Source organism: Vulcanococcus limneticus LL (assembly GCF_943369875.1).
GTDB classification, from domain to species: domain Bacteria; phylum Cyanobacteriota; class Cyanobacteriia; order PCC-6307; family Cyanobiaceae; genus Vulcanococcus; species Vulcanococcus limneticus_A.
In genome coordinates this window covers 164,181-180,538 of record NZ_CALROT020000003.1, presented here as the reverse complement: position 1 = coordinate 180,538, position 16,358 = coordinate 164,181, and the positions used below count along the sequence as shown (strand labels likewise).

The 16,358-nt window shown below is 72.1% G+C and carries 23 protein-coding genes; 11 read left to right on the top strand and 12 right to left on the bottom strand.

The window, feature by feature from the left end; genetic code table 11:
- The first annotated feature begins 57 nt into the window (after positions 1 to 57).
- Positions 58 to 798, top strand: coding sequence for a VIT family protein (locus ACLV7J_RS05265; protein WP_411868070.1), 741 nt, complete (start codon positions 58 to 60; stop codon positions 796 to 798).
- Here the strand turns inward: ACLV7J_RS05265 and ACLV7J_RS05260 are convergent.
- The 3 genes from ACLV7J_RS05260 to ACLV7J_RS05250 all read right to left on the bottom strand — a co-directional run bounded on the left by ACLV7J_RS05260 (position 758) and on the right by ACLV7J_RS05250 (position 2,577).
- Entirely contained in the window at positions 758 to 1,498 is a 741-nt protein-coding gene (locus ACLV7J_RS05260; RefSeq protein WP_411868069.1) for a hypothetical protein, read from the bottom strand. The genes ACLV7J_RS05265 and ACLV7J_RS05260 overlap by 41 nt on opposite strands.
- Positions 1,499 to 1,593: 95 nt before the next feature.
- Positions 1,594 to 1,962 (bottom strand): AbrB family transcriptional regulator, encoded by a 369-nt coding sequence (locus tag ACLV7J_RS05255; RefSeq protein ID WP_411868068.1) that lies wholly within the window; start codon positions 1,960 to 1,962, stop codon positions 1,594 to 1,596.
- 180 nt (positions 1,963 to 2,142) lie between these two features.
- Positions 2,143 to 2,577, bottom strand: a complete 435-nt coding sequence (locus ACLV7J_RS05250) for an EamA family transporter (RefSeq protein ID WP_411868067.1) — start codon at positions 2,575 to 2,577, stop codon at positions 2,143 to 2,145.
- A gap of 96 nt (positions 2,578 to 2,673) precedes the next feature.
- Here ACLV7J_RS05250 and ACLV7J_RS05245 point away from each other — a divergent pair, with 96 nt between their 5' ends.
- A complete protein-coding gene (locus tag ACLV7J_RS05245; RefSeq protein WP_411868066.1) occupies positions 2,674 to 3,099 on the top strand; it encodes a molecular chaperone DnaJ in 426 nt (141 codons plus the stop codon).
- A 10-nt stretch (positions 3,100 to 3,109) separates the two neighbouring features.
- Here the strand turns inward: ACLV7J_RS05245 and ACLV7J_RS05240 are convergent, their stop codons facing one another.
- The 4 genes from ACLV7J_RS05240 to ACLV7J_RS05225 are packed head-to-tail and all read right to left on the bottom strand — an operon-like array spanning position 3,110 to position 5,858.
- Complete coding sequence (locus ACLV7J_RS05240) at positions 3,110 to 3,787, bottom strand: hypothetical protein (protein WP_411868065.1); 678 nt, start codon at positions 3,785 to 3,787, stop codon at positions 3,110 to 3,112.
- Between the two features lie 42 nt (positions 3,788 to 3,829).
- A complete protein-coding gene (locus ACLV7J_RS05235) occupies positions 3,830 to 4,366 on the bottom strand; it encodes a DOMON-like domain-containing protein (protein ID WP_411868064.1) in 537 nt (178 codons plus the stop codon).
- A 56-nt stretch (positions 4,367 to 4,422) separates the two neighbouring features.
- Positions 4,423 to 5,598: a phosphotransferase enzyme family protein gene (locus ACLV7J_RS05230; protein ID WP_411868063.1), complete on the bottom strand. Its 1,176-nt coding sequence runs from the start codon at positions 5,596 to 5,598 to the stop codon at positions 4,423 to 4,425.
- 35 nt (positions 5,599 to 5,633) lie between these two features.
- A complete protein-coding gene (locus ACLV7J_RS05225) occupies positions 5,634 to 5,858 on the bottom strand; it encodes a hypothetical protein (RefSeq protein ID WP_411868062.1) in 225 nt (74 codons plus the stop codon).
- Positions 5,859 to 5,974: 116 nt separating this feature from the next.
- Between ACLV7J_RS05225 and ACLV7J_RS05220 the strand changes: the two genes are divergently transcribed.
- The gene (locus tag ACLV7J_RS05220) at positions 5,975 to 6,175 is read left to right on the top strand and encodes a hypothetical protein (protein WP_411868061.1); all 201 of its coding nucleotides are present in this window, start codon (positions 5,975 to 5,977) and stop codon (positions 6,173 to 6,175) included.
- Between the two features lie 21 nt (positions 6,176 to 6,196).
- Here the strand turns inward: ACLV7J_RS05220 and ACLV7J_RS05215 are convergent, their stop codons facing one another.
- Entirely contained in the window at positions 6,197 to 6,433 is a 237-nt protein-coding gene (locus tag ACLV7J_RS05215) for a hypothetical protein (protein ID WP_411868060.1), read from the bottom strand.
- A 109-nt stretch (positions 6,434 to 6,542) separates the two neighbouring features.
- On the opposite strand from ACLV7J_RS05215, the gene ACLV7J_RS05210 reads away from it, so the two are divergent.
- From ACLV7J_RS05210 to ACLV7J_RS05200, 3 genes are all read left to right on the top strand, one after another.
- A complete protein-coding gene (locus ACLV7J_RS05210; protein WP_411868059.1) occupies positions 6,543 to 7,580 on the top strand; it encodes an ATP-binding cassette domain-containing protein in 1,038 nt (345 codons plus the stop codon).
- 86 nt (positions 7,581 to 7,666) lie between these two features.
- Positions 7,667 to 8,419, top strand: coding sequence for an ABC transporter permease (locus ACLV7J_RS05205; protein ID WP_411868172.1), 753 nt, complete (start codon positions 7,667 to 7,669; stop codon positions 8,417 to 8,419).
- A complete protein-coding gene (locus ACLV7J_RS05200) occupies positions 8,419 to 9,234 on the top strand; it encodes an ABC transporter permease (protein ID WP_411868058.1) in 816 nt (271 codons plus the stop codon). Before ACLV7J_RS05205 ends, ACLV7J_RS05200 begins: the two co-directional genes overlap by 1 nt.
- 30 nt (positions 9,235 to 9,264) lie before the next feature.
- Here ACLV7J_RS05200 and ACLV7J_RS05195 read toward each other — a convergent pair whose 3' ends face one another.
- The gene (locus tag ACLV7J_RS05195) at positions 9,265 to 9,615 is read right to left on the bottom strand and encodes a DUF805 domain-containing protein (protein ID WP_411868057.1); all 351 of its coding nucleotides are present in this window, start codon (positions 9,613 to 9,615) and stop codon (positions 9,265 to 9,267) included.
- Between the two features lie 45 nt (positions 9,616 to 9,660).
- Positions 9,661 to 11,709, bottom strand: a complete 2,049-nt coding sequence (locus tag ACLV7J_RS05190) for a glycosyltransferase (RefSeq protein ID WP_411868056.1) — start codon at positions 11,707 to 11,709, stop codon at positions 9,661 to 9,663.
- 247 nt (positions 11,710 to 11,956) lie between these two features.
- Here ACLV7J_RS05190 and ACLV7J_RS05185 point away from each other — a divergent pair, with 247 nt between their 5' ends.
- Together ACLV7J_RS05185 and ACLV7J_RS05180 are read left to right on the top strand one after the other, a co-directional pair.
- Positions 11,957 to 12,370, top strand: coding sequence for a cupin domain-containing protein (locus ACLV7J_RS05185; protein ID WP_411868055.1), 414 nt, complete (start codon positions 11,957 to 11,959; stop codon positions 12,368 to 12,370).
- Between the two features lie 115 nt (positions 12,371 to 12,485).
- On the top strand, positions 12,486 to 13,337 hold the full coding sequence (locus tag ACLV7J_RS05180) for a dienelactone hydrolase family protein (RefSeq protein WP_411868054.1): 852 nt from the start codon (positions 12,486 to 12,488) through the stop codon (positions 13,335 to 13,337).
- Here the strand turns inward: ACLV7J_RS05180 and ACLV7J_RS05175 are convergent.
- Entirely contained in the window at positions 13,253 to 13,951 is a 699-nt protein-coding gene (locus tag ACLV7J_RS05175) for a hypothetical protein (RefSeq protein WP_411868053.1), read from the bottom strand. The two genes, ACLV7J_RS05180 and ACLV7J_RS05175, sit on opposite strands and share 85 nt — an antisense overlap.
- A 311-nt stretch (positions 13,952 to 14,262) precedes the next feature.
- Between ACLV7J_RS05175 and ACLV7J_RS05170 the strand changes: the two genes are divergently transcribed.
- Together ACLV7J_RS05170 and ACLV7J_RS05165 are read left to right on the top strand one after the other, a co-directional pair.
- Positions 14,263 to 14,409 carry a chlorophyll a/b-binding protein gene (locus tag ACLV7J_RS05170; protein WP_411868052.1) on the top strand — a complete coding sequence of 49 codons (147 nt, stop codon included), beginning with the start codon at positions 14,263 to 14,265 and terminating at the stop codon, positions 14,407 to 14,409.
- A 132-nt stretch (positions 14,410 to 14,541) separates the two neighbouring features.
- Entirely contained in the window at positions 14,542 to 14,952 is a 411-nt protein-coding gene (locus ACLV7J_RS05165) for a YccF domain-containing protein (RefSeq protein WP_411868051.1), read from the top strand.
- Here the strand turns inward: ACLV7J_RS05165 and ACLV7J_RS05160 are convergent.
- Entirely contained in the window at positions 14,949 to 15,287 is a 339-nt protein-coding gene (locus ACLV7J_RS05160; protein WP_411868050.1) for a hypothetical protein, read from the bottom strand. The two genes, ACLV7J_RS05165 and ACLV7J_RS05160, sit on opposite strands and share 4 nt — an antisense overlap.
- A 170-nt stretch (positions 15,288 to 15,457) precedes the next feature.
- Here ACLV7J_RS05160 and ACLV7J_RS05155 point away from each other — a divergent pair, with 170 nt between their 5' ends.
- Positions 15,458 to 16,297 (top strand): mechanosensitive ion channel family protein, encoded by an 840-nt coding sequence (locus ACLV7J_RS05155; RefSeq protein ID WP_411868049.1) that lies wholly within the window; start codon positions 15,458 to 15,460, stop codon positions 16,295 to 16,297.
- The last annotated feature ends 61 nt before the right edge of the window (positions 16,298 to 16,358 follow it).

Sequence of the window (16,358 nt, the reverse complement as noted above, 5' to 3'; positions counted from 1 at the left end):
GGAGGCTGGTGCCCTGGGTCGCGGCACGATGGGGGTACCAGGCCTCCCACCCCTGCCATGCCCGCGAGCAGCGATCCCCCCGACCGGCGCCGGCGGCGGCGCCTGGCCGAGCGCCATGCCGAGCGCCACAACAGCCACCGGATCGGCTGGCTGCGGGCCGCGGTGCTCGGCGCCAACGACGGCACCATTTCGGTGTCGAGCCTGGTGGTGGGCATCGCCGCCTCCGGGGCGAGCCGCGAGGCGGTGCTGCTCTCGGCCATCGCCGCCACGGCCGCCGGGGCCCTGTCGATGGCGGCGGGGGAATACGTGTCGGTGCAGACCCAGGCCGACACGGAGGGGGCCGATCTGGCCAAGGAACGGCATGAGCTCGCCACCGACCCGGCGGGGGAACTGGCGGAGCTGGTGGAGATCTACGAGGCCCGCGGCCTCGACCACGACCTGGCGCTGGCGGTGGCGGAGCAGCTCACCCAGCGCGATGCCCTCGGCGCCCATGCCCGCGATGAACTGGGCCTCAACGAGATTCTCCGGGCCCGACCCGTGCAGGCGGCCCTGGCCTCGGCCGCCAGCTTCACGGTGGGGGCCTGCGTGCCCCTGGCCACGCTGCTGGTGGCCGGTTCCCAGCACCTGGCCCGCAGCACCACCGTGAGCGGGCTGCTGGCCCTGGCGCTGTTCGGTGCGGTCTCGGCCCGGGCCGGTGGGGCCTCGGCGCTGCGGGCCTCGCTGCGGCTGCTGATCTGGGGCGCCCTGGCCATGGGGGTCACCGCGGCGGTGGGCCGGCTGTTCGGGGCCGTGGTGTGAGCGGTGAGCCGACCGGCTCCGCCACCACCCACAGCACCAGGGCCGAGAGCAGCGCGGCGAAGTAGCACCACACCGAGGTGAAGGCGTAGAGGTAGGCGAGCTGGGCGAGGGCGAAGGCCAGCAGCAGCAGCACGCCGCAGACCCGCAGTCGCGGCGAGGGTCCCAGCAGTAGGGGCAGGCTCACGAGCAGGGCGTAAAGGCTGGTGCCCAGGCCATGGCTGATCACGCCGCTGGCCAGGAGGGTGGGGGCGTAATGGATCGATCCATTCACCACCAGCAGTTCGAGGCGATCGGGATCGATCGCCAGGGGCAACCAGAGCCCCAGGCCGAGCAGCAGGCCCAGCAGGCCCAGCCCCTTGAACACCTGGCGCCTCCAGGGCTCCAGGCGGGAATCCAGGAAGCGCAGGGCCACCCAGGGCATCCAGGCCGGCCAGAGCCCATAGGCAAAGAACAGAAACAGCAGCGCTGCGGCCCGGGTGAGGGCGCCAGCGCCGCTGTCAGTGGCGGCGCTGAGGGCGGGGTTCTCCAGGCGCAGCCAGAGAACCCCCTCGCTGGCCTGCTGAACGGCGAACAGCAAGGGCGTGAGGGCCAGGGGCAGGCTCCCCTCCTGGCCGCTGCGCCGGGCCTGGCGGACGGCCAGCAGGCCGAGGGGCCCAAGGACCACCGCCGCCGTGAAGCTGGCGGTGCTGGAGAAGCACATGGCGGTGGTCCTGGGGGAGCGCCGGAGGTGCCGACGGGCTCAGCCCCCAGTCTGGTGGCCGGGCGGGTGGGGGTAGCGCCCGCCGCGGCGGCGGATCACTCCTCCTCGTCTTCGGTGCTGCCGGCGGGGATCAGGCGGATCTGCTTGCGGCCCAGCTTGATTTCGAATTCATCGCCGGGCTTGAGATCCAGCAGGGCGGTGTAGGCCTTGCCGATCAGCAGGTTGCCGTTGCCCTGCACCGTGGCCACGTAGCTGAGCTTGCGACCGCCCTTGCCGCGGCTGGCGCCATCGCCGCCGAGGCTGAGGCCCTTGGCCTCCAGCAGAGCTTCATAGAAGGCCGTGAAGTTCAGCCGTTCGCTGCCGTCTTTCTTGGTGGACACGTAGCCGCAGCTGCGCACGAGCTCGCTTTTGCCGGCATCGCCTAAATCCTTCACCTTGGCGAGCAGATCGGAGCCTGTGAGCATGGATCGCAGTGGAATGACTGACCGGCAGAGCCTATCGAATCGCCCTCAATTGCGGAGGATCTGGCGCACTGCAAGCGTCAACCATGGGGAGCTGGCCGTCGCCCTGATTCGAGGGCTGCTCTGTAGTTCAGGATCGCCCCCTGGGCTATCGCCGGGGATGGGGATGGCCGCCGCTGGGTCTCACCGCAGCGCCAGCAGTACCGCCCCCACCGCCATCAACGCCACCCCCAGCCAGTGGCGGGGATCCAGGGATTCGCCCAGCAGCAGCACCCCCAGCACCGCCACGATCACCACGCTGAGCTTGTCGATCGGGGCCACCCGCGACACGGGGCCCAACGCCAGGGCCCGGAAGTAGCAGAGCCACGAGATGCCCGTGGCCAGGCCCGAGAGCAGCAGAAACACCAGGCTGCGCTGCGGTAACGCCGCCAGGGGCTGCCACTCCCCCCGCACCGCCACGATGCCGGCCAGCAGCGCCAGCACCACCACGGTGCGCAGCAGGGTGGCCAGGTTGCTGGGGATGCCCTCCACCCCCAGCTTGGCCAGCAGGGCGGTGACGGCCGCGAACAGGGCTGCCAGCACGGCCCAGATCGGCCAGCTGGACCAGAGGTTGGGCATCGGCGCAGGGGCGCGGGGCCGCAGGGAGTCCCTGCCATCGTGATTGCCCCGCTCGGCCATGGGAGAGGCTGGGGGGATGACCGCGGCCCCGAAGTGATGCCCCAGACCCTCCAGCACCGCCCCCTGGACCGACCCGTTGACCTGGCCGCCGAGCGGGTGGCGAGCCTGGTGGCGCCGCCGGCTGCCGCCCACTCCCGCCGCCAGGCGGAGGCCGCCGAATCCGCCAGCCGCGGCTTCGGCAAGGCCACCGGCAAGGGCTCTGGCAAGGGCCGCAAGCGCCGCGGCACGGGCCTGACGGCCGCCGATCGCGGGCCCCTGGGCCGCAGCCCCGACCTGGAGGCGATCCAGGCCCGCCACCGGCTGGGGCTGGCCCTGGCCGGCCGGCTCAGCCCGCTGGCGGTGAACCGGGCCTTCAAGCAGGCGGCGGCCGAGCACCACCCCGACCGCGGCGGTCACCACGGCACCATGCAGGCCATCAACGCCGCCCGCGACCTGCTGCTGGCGGGCGAGCGGGCGGCCTGAAGGAGGAGCCTCAGCCCCGCTGCCAGTCGTCGGCGGGGGCGGGCTTGTCCGTGTCTGCCAGGGAGGGGAAGGTGCTGCGGGTGAGCTCCAGCACCGCCTGCCGCACCTTGGCGCGGAAGGCCTCGGCCGCGGCGCCCTCGAGCACCGGATAGCTGGTGTCCTCCGGGGCCGACTCGCGCAGGGGCTTCCAGTTGCTGGTCTCCTTGGCCTTGTGCTGCTCCAGAACGGCGGCGAAGTCGAAGGCGAGGGTGCGGCCCTGGGCCGCGGCCTCCTGGATCCAGGCCTCGCGGGTGGGGCCGAAGGTCTTGGCCTTGAGGGTGTCGGGCAGGCCCAGCACCGGCTCGTAGTAGTCGAGGGCGCGCAGCTCCTCCTCCAGCAGGAGGCGCCAGGCGCCGATCTCGCCGTCCGCCAGCTCCGCCTCGGGCCCGGCGACCATGGCGTCCAGGAACAGCTGCAGCCAGCGGTAGTACGACTTGTCCTGGGTGCTCTTGCGGGCGGCGGCCTTGCCGCTGAGGCGCTTGGGCAGGGCGGCTTCCGCCTTGCGCAGGAACAGCCGGTCCTCCCGCTCCAGGTTGATGGCGCCCCAGCGTTGGCGGTATTCCCAGAGCTCTTCGTAGCGGCGCACGTCCTCGGCGGACCAGCCCAGGCCCTTCAGTTCCTCTGCTCTGCTGGATTCGTCGTTCGCCACAGGGCTGCCGCTTGCGTCGGGGGGCAGCGTACGGGGTGGGGCTCAGATCCGCAGCAGGAAGCCGGCCCGGTCGTGGAAGTCCGCCTCGGGGCCCGGATGGCCCAGGGCCCAGTAAGAAAGGGGCCCCGCGTCGGTGCCGCCAGCCGGGGCGTGCGTCTCCAGCACCGCCGTGACGGCCACCTGCATCGGCTGATCGTCCGCCACCAGGGGCGCCAGCTCGAACGCCAGCTCCAGCTCCAGGCCATCCCCGCGGCGCGCCACCGCAAAGGGCAGGGCCACAACGGTCGGCTCCGGCGCCAGCCCCTGGCGGTAGCCCCTGAGCCGGTAGACGTTCCAGTCGCCGGAGGGGGAGAGGTTGAACTCCCAGTAGGCCGCTTCGCCGGGCACCGCCAGAAACAGCTCCAGGCAGGTGCGGCTCCAGAGCCCGTCGCGGCGGGCGGGGGTGGGGTCCGCTGAGGGAATCCGGATGGCGCCGCTGGGATCCGCCAGGCGGTAGCGCAGGTGCAGGCGGTTGTCGGTTCGCTGCAGCTCCCCCTCCAGCTGCACCCCGGCCGGCGCGGCGGCGGGATCAAAGGGCACCAGGCGGAAGCTCCGGGGAGTCCCTGGTGCTGGAGGCGTCGTCCCGGATGTCCCGCTCATGGCGCCACCTCGGCCTGCAGCCGCTCCACGATCGCCCGGATCGCCGGCAGCTGGGTTTCGATGCTGTGGGTGAGCTGGAACTGCACCAGGGCCCGCTCGAGGTTGTGGCCCGGATGGCTCACCTTGAAATACACGTCGCCGGCCAGGTGGTCGGTGAGGAAGCGCAGGCCCAGCTCAAAGGGGATCAGGCGGATCGCGTCGGCGATGTGGGCGAAGTCGTCGGAGGTGAGGAAGGCCCGGGCCTGGCCGAGGTAGCCCTCCAGCAGGGCCTCGGCCAGCTCCAGGTCGAACTGCACGGCCTGCCAGTCGCGGGTCTCCTCGCCGAGGCGGTTGCAGGCAGAGCGCAGGCAGTCGCCGATGTCGTAGTGCACCAGGCCGGGCTTGACCGTGTCGAGATCCACCAGGGCGATGGCCTGGCCGCTGCCGCTGGCCATCAGCAGGTTGTTGATCTTGGGGTCGCCGTGGATCGGCCGCAGCTGCAGCCGTCCGGCGGCGCGGGCCTCTTCCAGCACCGGGGCCAGGCCTTGGCGCTGCTGCACGAAGGCGATGCAGTGCTCCGCCTCGGCGCTGCGCTCCGCCGTGCTCGCCGCCGTGTTCTCCGCCAGCACCCGCTGGTAGTCGGCCAGATAGGCGGGGGTGATGTGAAAGCCCTCCAGGGTGTCGGCCAGCTCGGCGGCGGGCAGGTCGCTGATCAGGCTGTGGAAGCGGCCCAGGCCGTAGCCGATCTCGCGGGCGTGCTCCAGATCCGTGATCGTCTCGTGGCTGCGGCTGTCCTCGATGAAGCTGAGGGTGCGCCAGAACGCCTCGTCCCGCACCAGCCAGGGCGTGGTGCCGCCGCGGGCCGGCACCACCTGGGGCACCTGCCAGGGGAGCCGTCCCGGCTGGGACGGTTCCTGGCCCAGGCGCCGCTGCACGTGGCGGGCCACGGCGCTGATGTTGCCCATCACCAGCTCGGGCCGGCGGAACACCCGCGTGTTCAGCCGCTGCAGCACGAAGCGCGGCTGGCCCTCGCCCCGCAGGCTCACCAGGTAGGTGTCGTTGACGTTGCCCTGGCCCAGGGGCTCCACCGCGGCCACCGGGGCCGGCAGGGCGAATCCCTCGGCGATGGCCACCAGGTCGCTGGCCGCGCCGCCGGGGGCCTCCGGGGCGGTGGGGGCAGCGGACTCGCTCACGGGGCTGCGGCAGGGGCCTGCATGTTGGCAGTGGTTCAGGCGCCCGGTGGGTTGGGCCGGGTGAAGCGGCCGTACAGCCACCAGCCGAAGCCGCCCCAGGCCAGGGTCCAGGCGGCGAAGGTGGTGGCCGTGCCCAGCTGGCCCGTTTCCAAGCTGTACACGCCGGCCTGGATCAGGCCCGCATCGATCAGGGAGCCCCCGATGCCCCAGCCCAGCACCCAGCTGACCATGAAGCCGATGGCAGCGAGGTTTCCGGTCATGGCGGCGGTGGCAGGGGGGCGTGGGGTGGCGCGGCGGCCCCAGGGCCGCGTGGGTCGCCCCAGGATGGCGCGCGGCGTTGGACACTGGACCCCCGCCCCCCCATCGCCCCCCGCCCATGGCCGCCAAGGCCCGCCGCAAGAAGGTTCGGCATCGCTCGCCTGGCGAGCCTGGTTCTGCCACGGGATCCGCTGCGGCGGGCGGCGCCGATCCGGACTCGGGACTGCGGCTGCGGCTGCAGATCCTGGCGGCCGTGTTCCTGCCCGGGGCCCTGGTGCTGGCGTGGCTCAACAGCCGGGGCTTCTTCCAGGGCCCCTGAGGTCGGCCCGGCCGGCGGTGCTCAGTCCCAGCGCAGATCCACCAGGGGCTGGCCGAGGCTGCGCACCTCCTCCGCCACGGCGGCCACGATCGTCTCGCTGGCGTCGGGATGGGCACGGATGCCGGCTACCAGCTGGCGGATGTCGTCGCCGTGGAGGCCACCGGCCAGGACCTTCTGGTGCAGCGTCTGGCGGAACTCCTCAAACACCACCTGCTCCTCCGGAGTCAGGGGCCTGGCACTGGGGCGGTTGATCTCCATCGGTGCGGCCGGGCTCGCTGCCTGGACGCTAGGCAGGGTTTCGGGCCCTGGCTCCTGGTCCGCGGTGCCGCAGCCGGCGAGCGCCGGCGGCTTCCCCCACGGGCAGGGGATGCTGGGAACTGTGCCCTCAGCGCCGCGCCCGCCCGTGCCCCAGACCCCCTTGGAGCCGATCGTGGTGGCCCGCGGCCTCGGCAAGACCTACCGGGTGGCCGACAAGCAGCCGGGCCTTGGCGGCACCCTGCGCCATTTCCTGCGGCGTCGCCACCGCGATGTGCCCGCGGTGACCGACGTGAGCTTCACGATCCAGCCCGGCGAGATCGTGGGCTTCCTCGGGCCCAATGGAGCCGGCAAGACCACCACCCTCAAGATGCTCACCGGCCTGATCCACCCCACGGCCGGATCGGCCACGGTGGCGGGCTACACGCCCCACCGGCGCCAGCGCGGCTTCCTCACGGCGATCACCCTGGTGATGGGGCAGAAGCAGCAGCTGATCTGGGATCTGCCCCCCCTCGACTCCCTTCGGGTCAACGCCGCCGTCTACGGCCTGGACGACGCCGAGGCCAGGCGCCGGATTGACGAACTGGCCGAGATGCTGGAGCTGGGCGAGGAGCTCACCCGGCCGGTGCGCAAGCTGTCGCTGGGCCAGCGGATGAAGGCCGAGCTGATGGCGGCCCTGCTGCACCGGCCGGCGGTCCTGTTCCTCGACGAACCCAGCCTGGGTCTGGATGTGAACGCCCAGGCCCGGGTGCGCCAGTTCCTGGTCGACTACAACCGCCGCACCGGCGCTACCGTGCTGCTCACCAGCCACTACATGGCCGACATCACGGCCCTGTGCCCGCGGGTGCTGCTGATCCACGGGGGCCGGCTCTTCTACGACGGGCGGCTGGCCGGGCTGAGCGAGCAGTTGGCTCCCTGGCGCCAGGTGCGGCTGGAGCTGGCCCAGCCCCTGCCCGCTGAGACGTTCCTCCCCTATGGCGAGCTGGAGAGCCTGGACGGCGCCGCGGTGCGGTTGCTGATTCCGCGGCAACGGCTCACCGAGGCCGTGGCCCGCCTGCTCAACGAGCTGCCCGTGCTGGATCTGGAGGTGAGCGATCCGCCGATCGAGGAGCTGATCGGCCGGCTGTTCCGCCAGGGGGTGGTGGCGTGAACAGGCGCTGGCCCAGGGGCCTGGCCCCTGAACTGGCCCGAGGCCTGCGCATCGCCCGGGCGCTGCTGGTGACGCAATACGCCTACATGCTCGAGTACCGCGCCGAGATCGCCCTGTGGGCGCTGTCGGGGGTGCTGCCCTTCATCATGCTGGGGGTCTGGAGCGCGGCCCTGGCGGGGGCTGGCGGCGCCGCCGGCCTGGGGCTGGGCCTGAGCCAGGCCGAGCTGGCCCGCTACTTCCTGGGGGCCTTCATCGCCCGTCAGTTCACCGTGGTGTGGGTGGTGTGGGCCTTTGAGGAGGACAGCGTGGCGGGACGCCTCTCCCCCTACCTGCTGCAGCCGCTCCAGCCCCTGTGGCGCTACGTGGCCGCCCACCTCGCCGAGCAGGCCACGCGCCTGCCGTTCGTGGCGGTGATCGCGGGCCTGTTCTTCCTGCTGCAGCCCGCCGCCTTCGCCCTGCCCGCGCCGGGACGCCTCCTGCTGGCGCTGCCGGCGATCTGGATGGCCTTTGCGATCCACTTCCTGCTGCAGAGCCTGATCGCGATCCTCTGCTTCTGGAGTGAGCGGGCCCAGGCCCTCGAACGGCTGCTGTTCATCCCCTACCTGTTTCTCTCGGGCCTGGTGGCCCCCCTGGCCGCGTTCCCGCCGGGCGTGCGCCAGGCAGCCTCTCTCACGCCGTTCCCCTACATGATCGGCTTCCCGGCCCAGCTGCTGGCGGGCCTCGACGTGCCGATCGCCTCCAGCTTCGTCGCCATGGCGGGCTGGATCGCGCTGCTGCTGCCGCTCACGGCCCTGGCCTGGCGCGCCGGCGTGCGCCGCTACACGGCGATGGGGGCCTGATGGCGAGCGACTGGCGCCGTTACGCCCGCACCCTGCGCCGGTTCTGGGGCACGGCCCTGGCCGGTCAGCTGGAGTATCAGCTCAACCTGCTGATCGAACTGCTGGCCATGGCCGGCAACCTGGCCGGCAGCCTGTTCGTGCTGTCGCTCTTCTACGGCAACGCCAGCGGTGGCGCCGGCACGGGCCTGGGGGGCTGGAGCTGGCCGGAGGCCATGGTGGTGCTGGGGGTCTACACCCTGCTGGATGGGGTCTCCAGCACCCTGCTGCGGCCCAACCTCAGCCGCATCGTGACCCACGTGCAGGAGGGCGCCCTCGATTTCGTGCTGCTCAAGCCGATCGACAGCCAGTTCTGGCTCTCGGCCCGCACCGTGTCGCCGGCCGGCCTGCCCGAGATCGCTGTGGGACTGGCGCTGATGCTCGGGGCGGGGCTGAAGGCCGGTGCGCGCCTGGATGGGGCGACGCTGGCGCTGGTGGCCGTGCTGGTGCTCTCCAGCACGGTGATCCTCTACGCCCTCTGGTTTCTGCTGGCCACCACCAGCATCTGGTTCGTCAAGACCTGGAACGCCACGGAGGTGCTGCGGGCCGCCCTGGCGGCGGGGCGTTACCCGATCACGGCCTATCCGGCGGGGCTGCGCACCCTGTTCACCCTGGTGCTGCCGGTGGCGTTCCTCACCACGGTGCCGGCCGAGGCGGTGCTGGGCCGCGTCAGCGGCCCCTGGGCCCTGGCCAGCCTCGGGGTGGCGGTGGGTTTCCTGCTGCTCAGCCGGGCCTTCTGGCGCTTTGCCCTGCGCTTCTACACCTCGGCCTCGAGCTGATCAGCCCGCCACTGATGTGCCAGCCAGTGATCAGCCAGCAACCGTGGGCATGACCAGCAGCACGATCAGCCAGATGCCGCCGATCACGGGCACCAGGCCGATGAAGATCCAGGGCCATTCCTTGCCGGCATCGCGCAGGCGCCGCACGGTCACGGGCAGGTGCGGCACGATCTGGGCCACGGTGTAGAGCGTGACCAGGGGCTGGATCGCCTCCACCTTGCCCGCGATCACGGCCAGCACCACGATCACGATGATGTTCACCAGCTCGAACAGCCAGTAGTCGGGGCGGCTGCTGCGGCCCGTGTAGTCGAAGGAGCGCTTCCAGGCCTCGATGTAGGCGTTCTTGGTGGAATCCCCGTGGGGGCAAGGGCGACACCGCACTGTTGCCAGGGCCCCTGGGCTTGTCATCCCAGCTGGCGTGCTTTGTCATCGGGGTGCCGCTCCGCTGGCCGGGGCCTGGCTGGGGGATCGGGCGCGGTCAGCGGCGCTGGCCTGGGGCAGCAGGCTGCGGGCAAACCAGTCCTCCGGTGGGATCGGCTGCAGCAGCCGTCGCAGCACCGCCAGCAGGGCCAGGGGCTCGAACGGAGCCCGGCGCCGGGGCCACAGCCCGGGCTGCCGATAGAGCTGGCGCTCCAGCTGGGTCCGCTGCTCGGCGCTGAGCTCGCCCCAGACGGCCCCGAGGCGTTCGCCCCGCATGGCCGCCAGCCGCAGGGGCAGGGGGGCGGTCTGGCCCGGCAGTGTGATCGCCAGCGGTGCGGTGAGCGGACTGGCCTGGAAGCCCTCGGGTCCAGAACCCTTTGCGGATGGCTGCCGTCCCTGGACCACCGCGACCAGCTCCAGCTCCACCCCCGCGGCGCTGATCGCCCGCACCCGCACCGGCCGCTCGGGCTCTCCCGCCGCGGCCTGCAGCGCGCCGGGCCGGTCCACGGCGAACCAGGGGGTGCCGTCGCCGCCGCCGCGGTCCCAGCAGGTGCGGATCGCCAGCAGCAGCAGCAGCCCGTTGCAGCCGGCCCCCACCAGGGCCAGGGCCAGGGTGGCCGTGGAGATCGGTGCCAGCGCCAGGCCGCTCCGGGGCAGCAGGTTCAGCAGGCCCACCACCTGCAGGCTGAGCATCGCCAGCAGGGGCAGCAGCAGCCGCGGCTCGGCGCCGAGCCGGCGGCCGGCGGTCGGGGCCTTGGGGGTGACCCGGAAGCGCTGGGGCCTGCCCAGCAGCGTGGCCAGCACCGCGGCGGCCAGGGGCACCAGGAACACCCAGCGGTAGAGCTCCGGCAGCAGGGCCGTGCGGGCCTGGCCGCTGAACCAGCGGGCCAGCAGCAGCTGGGCTCCGTAGAAAGGCAGCGCGTAGAGCAGCAGGCCCTCACCGCTCACCCGCAGCGGGGCCACCCCCAGCACGCCGATGCTCAGGGGCAGTAGCAGCAACAGCAGCTGGGCCAGCACGTTGCACCAGTGCAGGATTCCCTCCAGGAAGGCCAGGCGCTGCAGCGGGCTCAGGCCGGGAATCGTGAACGGACTCGCGCCGGTGCGCAGGGTCTGCAGGGTGCCGCTGGCCCAGCGGCAGCGCTGCCGCGCCATCGCCGCCAGGGTGAAGGGGGCCAGCCCCGCGCTGAGTTTTTCGCCCACGAACAGGTTGCGGTAGCCGGCGGCCGCGAGGCGGATGCCGGTGGCTAGGTCCTCCGAGGGGGTGCCGGTCTCGAAGCCCCCCACCTGCAGCAGGGCCGAGCGGCGCATCACGAAGGAGGTGCCGGCGCACACCACCGCATTCAGCCCCTGGCGCACCGGTTCCACCCAGCGGTAGAAGGTCTCCTCGTCGGGCATCAGCCAGCGCTCGAGCCGCAGGTTGCGGATCACCGGATCGGCGTTCATGTAGCTCTGGGGCGTCTGCACGAAGCCCACGGCCGGGTCGGCGAACAGCCCGGCGGTGCGGGCCAGGAAGTTGCTCTGGGGCACCACGTCGGCGTCGAACACCGCCAGCAGGTCGCCCTGGAGCTGGGGCAGGGCGTGGTTGAGGTTGCCGGCCTTGGCGTGCTGGCGCTGCTCGCGGCCCAGGTAGCGGCAGCCTAGGGCGGTGCAGAGCTGCTCCAGCTCGGGCCGGCCGCTGTCATCCAGCAGCCACACGACGTGGTTGGGGTAGTCGATGGCCAGGCAACCGCGCAGGCAGCGGCCGATCAGCTCCCGCGGTTCGCCGTAGCTGGGCACGAGCACATCCACCGCCGGCAGCGTGGAGGGATCCCGGCGTCGGCGTTGCTCCAGGGCGGTGGCGGCCCGCTCGGTGAGGGCGGCGATGCCCGGATCGGGCGCCAGGGTGAACCAGAGCTGCAGGAAGGCCGTGGCCAGCAGCGCCAGCTCCGCCAGCAGCATGGTCAGGCTCAGGGCCGCGGCCAGGGGGCCGTCGAGGTTGAGGGTGCTGCCCAGGCGCCAGCCCAGGTAGCGGCCCCCCAGCAGGGTGAGCAACAGCACCGCCCACGGCAACCGCATCGGCGTCGGCGGGCGGCGAGCGCCCTGGCTGGCAGCTCTTCGACACTAGAAGGATTTTCAGCGCCATTGGTCGCTCACCCGCGGGTCCGCTGGCGGGCGGAGGGCGCGGGGGCCGGTCGCGCCAGGGGGCCTGCAGAGGCTTCGCCACCCTCACGTGGATGTCCTGACAGGCGGAGCCGATGGGTAACGGTTCGCACGCCTGCCGCTGGATTTCGTCGCGAATGTTCACCCACTTGTCACGGATGCCATGGCCCGCCCCCGTCGGGTTGAGATCGTGCCGCTGGAGCGCTCCAGGTCGGGCCATGCCCTGTTTTCGGCCCCCCGCCCCAGCGACGAGACCCTGATCGCCGAAATCTCGCCGGACCGCTCCTGTGAGCTGTTCTGCCACCGCCGCCAGACCGATCAATTGATGGTGCTGCGCGGCGCCATCGACCTGGTGGTGCTGGAGGACCGCCAGCTGCGCCGCATCCGCCTGCGGGAGGACGAGGCCACCTGGGTGTGCATCCCCCCGGGCGTGCCCCATGGCGCCATCAACCTTGGCCGCACAGCGGCGGTGGTGGTGAATGCGGTGCTGCGTCACGGCCCCAGCGACCCGCGCGACTACCGGCCCCGCCGGGTGCCGGGTGCCCTGCTGCCGGCCTGGCGGGCCCTCGCCGCCTGAGGGGCTGCAGCCGCGTCAGCCCCGCCGGGCGGTGCGCCGCTGCTGCCATCCGGTTGGACATCTACCATCCGCGCTCCATCCCGTCCGCCCCGCGCCGCCGCGCGGGCGAGCCGCCATGCCCCACGACCCCTCGTCGCCCCTGACCCTGGGCCGCCGCGAGCTGTTGTTCGGTGGCCTCGGTGCTGGCTTCGCCCTGGCGGCGCGGCCCATCGCCGCCGCCACGATCACCACGCCGGCGCAGGGCCTCACGGCCGGCTTCGTGGCGATCCCGGTGGGGGATCGCTCCATTCCCGCCTACCGGGCCCGGCCGGCCGGCAACGCCACGGTCCCCGTGGTGCTGGTGGTGCAGGAGATCTTTGGCGTCCACGCCCACATCCAGGATGTCTGCCGCCGTCTGGCCCGCGCCGGCTACCTGGCCATCGCCCCCAGCCTGTTCGAGCGCCAGGGCGACGTGAGCGCCCTCCCCAGCATCGAGGCGATCATGCCGTTGGTGGTCCAGGTGCCCGATGCCCAGGTGCTCCAGGATCTCGATGCCAGCGTGGCCTGGGCCGGCCGCCAGGGGGGCGGCGACACCAGTCGGCTCGGCATCACGGGCTTCTGCTGGGGCGGGCGGATCACCTGGCTCTACGCGGCCCACAACCCCAGGCTCAAGGCCGGGGTGGCCTGGTATGGGCGGCTGGTGGGCACCACCTCAGCCCTGCGGCCCAGCGATCCCCTCGATCTGGCGGCCCGCCTCCAGGCTCCGGTGCTGGGTCTCTACGGCGGCCAGGACGACGGCATCCCCTTGGAGTCGGTGACGCGCATGCAGCAGGCCCTCAAGGCCGCTGGCAGCCGCAGCGCGATCGTGGTGTTCCCCGACGCGCCCCACGGCTTCCACGCCGACTACCGCCCCAGCTTCCGCGCCAGGGAGGCCGCCGAGGGCTGGCAGCGGCTGCTGGCCTGGTTCCGCGCCAACGGGGTGGCCTGATCCCCGCCGCGGCGGGCGCCGTCCGGGGGCACCACCAGATCCTCAGGGCCGGGATGGGCGATCCGGAAGGCCCGGTCTTCGGCGGCGCGGCGGCTGGTGTGGCGGAACGGGGCCAGGCCGATGCCGAAGCTGGCCTCGAACAGCCGATCGGTGCGGGCCAGCGCCGGCAGGCCGCACTGGCGCACCTGGGTCGCCAGGGAGTCGGTGGGGTGCTCCCGCACCCGCTGGAACAGCTGGCCCAGCCGGAAGCTCTCCAGGGCCTCGAAGGGCGTGCGGCGCCGGCACTGATCGAAGCTGCTGGCCAGGCAGCCCTCGGAAATGCCCAGGTGCCGGGCCACGTCGCCGGTGGCGATCGGCTCGCCGTAGTGGGCCTCGAAATAGCGGGTGGCCGCCTCCACGATCTCCTGGCTGCCGCGGCGGCTGGGCTGGCCGCCGCTGGCGTCGACGTCCAGGTCGAGGCCGCGGCCATGGCCGCCGCTGCTGCGCTCGCCGTTGGAGCGCGTGCCGCTGGCGCGGTTGCCGTTGGCCGGCGCGCCGCCGGCGGGCATGCCGCCGGCCCGGGGACTGCTCGCCAGGGAACCGCTGGAGCGGTTGCTGGTAGGGCCTGGTGCCATGGCGCATCTCCCGTGGCCCGCCGGGGGTGGCTGGGCTCTCCACTGCCTGGATAGCCAGGCCCCACCGGCGGGGAATGCCCCTGTCACGGAGCCATACCAGTCGTTGCATTGCCCCATGAAGCTGGGTCAATGGCGCACCGGGGCTCCCCGACGGTTAGCCAGGCCGCGACGGCCGGCGTGGCCCCGTTGCTCAGCGTCTAGGCCCAGGCCCACACCCAGGCCAGGGCCAGGGCCCAGTGGCATCGACCGACACAGCCTGCCCGCTTAACAGGGTGTTACGCTCGGTTCAAGTTTCGTAACTCGCCTCCCCCATGGCTGACTCCTCCGCCTCCCGCTTCGGTTTCGTGGCCTTCGCCGAGACCTGGAACGGCCGCCTCGCCATGCTCGGCTTCGTGATCGGCCTGGGCACCGAACTGCTGACCGGCCAGGGCATCCTCACCCAGATCGGCCTCGGCTGAATCCGTCCCCTGGGCTGACTTGCTCAGCCCCCTAGACCGCCTGCAGGAGCTCCGCTCCCGCAGGCGGTTTTTGCATGGGCGGGTGTCCGGCGCCCCTACGCTGCGGTCCAGCGATGGCCCCGGCCGCGACCCATGCTCCGCTTCCTGGCCAACGTCATCTGGTTCGTCTGCGGCGGTCTGGTGATGGGCCTGGGCTGGTGGCTGGCCGGGCTGGTGGCCGCCATCACGATCGTGGGTCTGCCCTGGGCCCGGGCCTGTTTCGTGATCGGCAACTTCTCCTTCTGGCCCTTCGGCCAGGAGGCGGTGAGCCGCCGTGAGCTCACCGGCCGCGGCGACCTGGGCACCGGTCCCCTGGGCCTGGTGGGCAACGTGATCTGGTTTCTGCTGGCCGGCTGGTGGCTGGCGATCGGCCACCTCAGCTCCGCCCTGGCCTGCTTCGTGACGATCATCGGCATCCCCTTCGGCATCCAGCACCTCAAGCTGGCGCTGATCGCCCTCACGCCGGTGGGCATGGCGGTGGTGCCGCTGGAGCGCAGCCGCTAGTTGCCGCTGGCGAAGAAGGGGGCCCCCACCTCGCGGCAGAGCGCATAGAGGCTGGCGTTGGCCCGGGTGCTGGGCTCGATCCCCAGCTTCGCCAGGCCGCTCTGGTAGCTGAGGCGGCCCTCCTGCAGGGCCAGGCACTGGCTGCGCTGGTAGCCCGGCCGATCGATCCACTGCTGCACCGTCTCCCCCAGGCCGGCGCGGGCCGGCTGGGGCGCCAGCACCGCGGTCAGACCCAGCAGCGGCAGGGCAGACGCCAGCCCCCAGCCCCAGGCGGCAGCCAGGGGCCCCCTCACTGGCTGGGGTTGCAGCAGAGCCAGGCGCTTGAGATCAGCCATGGGCGAGGGCGCAGCAAGGACGTGGAGGCAGGCAGGCACCGGCGCCGCAACGCCACCATTGATCCTAGGGAGGCCCGCTGCGGCGATACACCAGTCAGGGTCCCTTGAGGTTGAGTTGACAAGGTCCGGTGGCAACGGTTCAGATACCCCGACCCCAAGCGGAATCCTCTGTGCTGGAAAGCGCGCCCGCGATCGTGGCCAACACGGTCGTTCCCTTCATCTTCAAACTGGTGGGGGCGATCGCCCTCTGGATCGTGGGGGGCTGGCTGATTCAGTTCGCCCTGCGCATCCTGCGCCGCAGCCTGGTCCACAGCAGCCTCGATGCCACCGTCATCAGCTACCTGCTGAACGTGCTGGGGGCGGTGCTGCGGGTGATCCTCGTGGTGGCGATCCTGGGCTTCTTCGGCATCCAGACCGCCAGCTTCGCCGCCCTGCTGGCCGGTGCCGGCGTGGCCATCGGCGCCGCCTGGAGCGGCATGCTCGGCAACTTCGCGGCGGGCGTGTTCCTGCAGGTGTTCCGGCCCTTCAGCGTGGGCGACTTCATCACCGCCGGCGGCGTCACCGGCACAGTTGAGGAAATCGGCATGTTTGTCAGTTCGATCCTCTCGATGGACAACGTGCGCAACATCATTCCCAACGGCAAGCTGTTCGGCGACAACATCCAGAACTATTCGGTGCACTCCTTCCGCCGGGTGGATCTGGTGGCCCAGCTCGACAACAAGGCCGACGTGCCCCAGGCCATCGCCCTGCTGAAGGAGGCCCTCAAGTCGGTCCCCAACCAGGCCGAGGGACATCCCGCTGATGTGGAGATCCTGGAGTTCAGCGAGCGCGGCCCGCGCCTGGCCGTGCGCCCTTACACCCACACCGACCACTACTGGCAGGTCTACTTCGACACCAACCGCCTGATCGTGGACGTCCTCGGTCGCCACGGCTTCCCGGTGCCCAGCATCCCGGTGGCGGTGAATGGAGCGCCGGCCGTGGGCGCCGGTGCCGTCGCAGCCCGTCCCTAGGGCGGCGCTCCGGCTTGAGCGGGCCCAGCCGTCCAGGCCTGAGAATCCCTGAACGCCTCGG

What these genes read in the sequence shown, in the direction of transcription:
- ACLV7J_RS05265 (WP_411868070.1), top strand. Translation starts at nt 58, where the DNA reads ATGCCCGCGAGCAGCGATCCCCCCGACCGGCGCCGGCGGCGGCGCCTG.
- ACLV7J_RS05260 (WP_411868069.1), bottom strand. Translation starts at nt 1,498, where the DNA reads ATGTGCTTCTCCAGCACCGCCAGCTTCACGGCGGCGGTGGTCCTTGGG.
- ACLV7J_RS05255 (WP_411868068.1), bottom strand. Translation starts at nt 1,962, where the DNA reads ATGCTCACAGGCTCCGATCTGCTCGCCAAGGTGAAGGATTTAGGCGAT.
- ACLV7J_RS05250 (WP_411868067.1), bottom strand. Translation starts at nt 2,577, where the DNA reads ATGCCCAACCTCTGGTCCAGCTGGCCGATCTGGGCCGTGCTGGCAGCC.
- ACLV7J_RS05245 (WP_411868066.1), top strand. Translation starts at nt 2,674, where the DNA reads ATGCCCCAGACCCTCCAGCACCGCCCCCTGGACCGACCCGTTGACCTG.
- ACLV7J_RS05225 (WP_411868062.1), bottom strand. Translation starts at nt 5,858, where the DNA reads ATGACCGGAAACCTCGCTGCCATCGGCTTCATGGTCAGCTGGGTGCTG.
- ACLV7J_RS05220 (WP_411868061.1), top strand. Translation starts at nt 5,975, where the DNA reads ATGGCCGCCAAGGCCCGCCGCAAGAAGGTTCGGCATCGCTCGCCTGGC.
- ACLV7J_RS05215 (WP_411868060.1), bottom strand. Translation starts at nt 6,433, where the DNA reads ATGGAGATCAACCGCCCCAGTGCCAGGCCCCTGACTCCGGAGGAGCAG.
- ACLV7J_RS05210 (WP_411868059.1), top strand. Translation starts at nt 6,543, where the DNA reads ATGCTGGGAACTGTGCCCTCAGCGCCGCGCCCGCCCGTGCCCCAGACC.
- ACLV7J_RS05205 (WP_411868172.1), top strand. Translation starts at nt 7,667, where the DNA reads ATGCTCGAGTACCGCGCCGAGATCGCCCTGTGGGCGCTGTCGGGGGTG.
- ACLV7J_RS05200 (WP_411868058.1), top strand. Translation starts at nt 8,419, where the DNA reads ATGGCGAGCGACTGGCGCCGTTACGCCCGCACCCTGCGCCGGTTCTGG.
- ACLV7J_RS05190 (WP_411868056.1), bottom strand. Translation starts at nt 11,709, where the DNA reads ATGCGGTTGCCGTGGGCGGTGCTGTTGCTCACCCTGCTGGGGGGCCGC.
- ACLV7J_RS05185 (WP_411868055.1), top strand. Translation starts at nt 11,957, where the DNA reads ATGGCCCGCCCCCGTCGGGTTGAGATCGTGCCGCTGGAGCGCTCCAGG.
- ACLV7J_RS05180 (WP_411868054.1), top strand. Translation starts at nt 12,486, where the DNA reads ATGCCCCACGACCCCTCGTCGCCCCTGACCCTGGGCCGCCGCGAGCTG.
- ACLV7J_RS05175 (WP_411868053.1), bottom strand. Translation starts at nt 13,951, where the DNA reads ATGGCACCAGGCCCTACCAGCAACCGCTCCAGCGGTTCCCTGGCGAGC.
- ACLV7J_RS05170 (WP_411868052.1), top strand. Translation starts at nt 14,263, where the DNA reads ATGGCTGACTCCTCCGCCTCCCGCTTCGGTTTCGTGGCCTTCGCCGAG.
- ACLV7J_RS05165 (WP_411868051.1), top strand. Translation starts at nt 14,542, where the DNA reads ATGCTCCGCTTCCTGGCCAACGTCATCTGGTTCGTCTGCGGCGGTCTG.
- ACLV7J_RS05160 (WP_411868050.1), bottom strand. Translation starts at nt 15,287, where the DNA reads ATGGCTGATCTCAAGCGCCTGGCTCTGCTGCAACCCCAGCCAGTGAGG.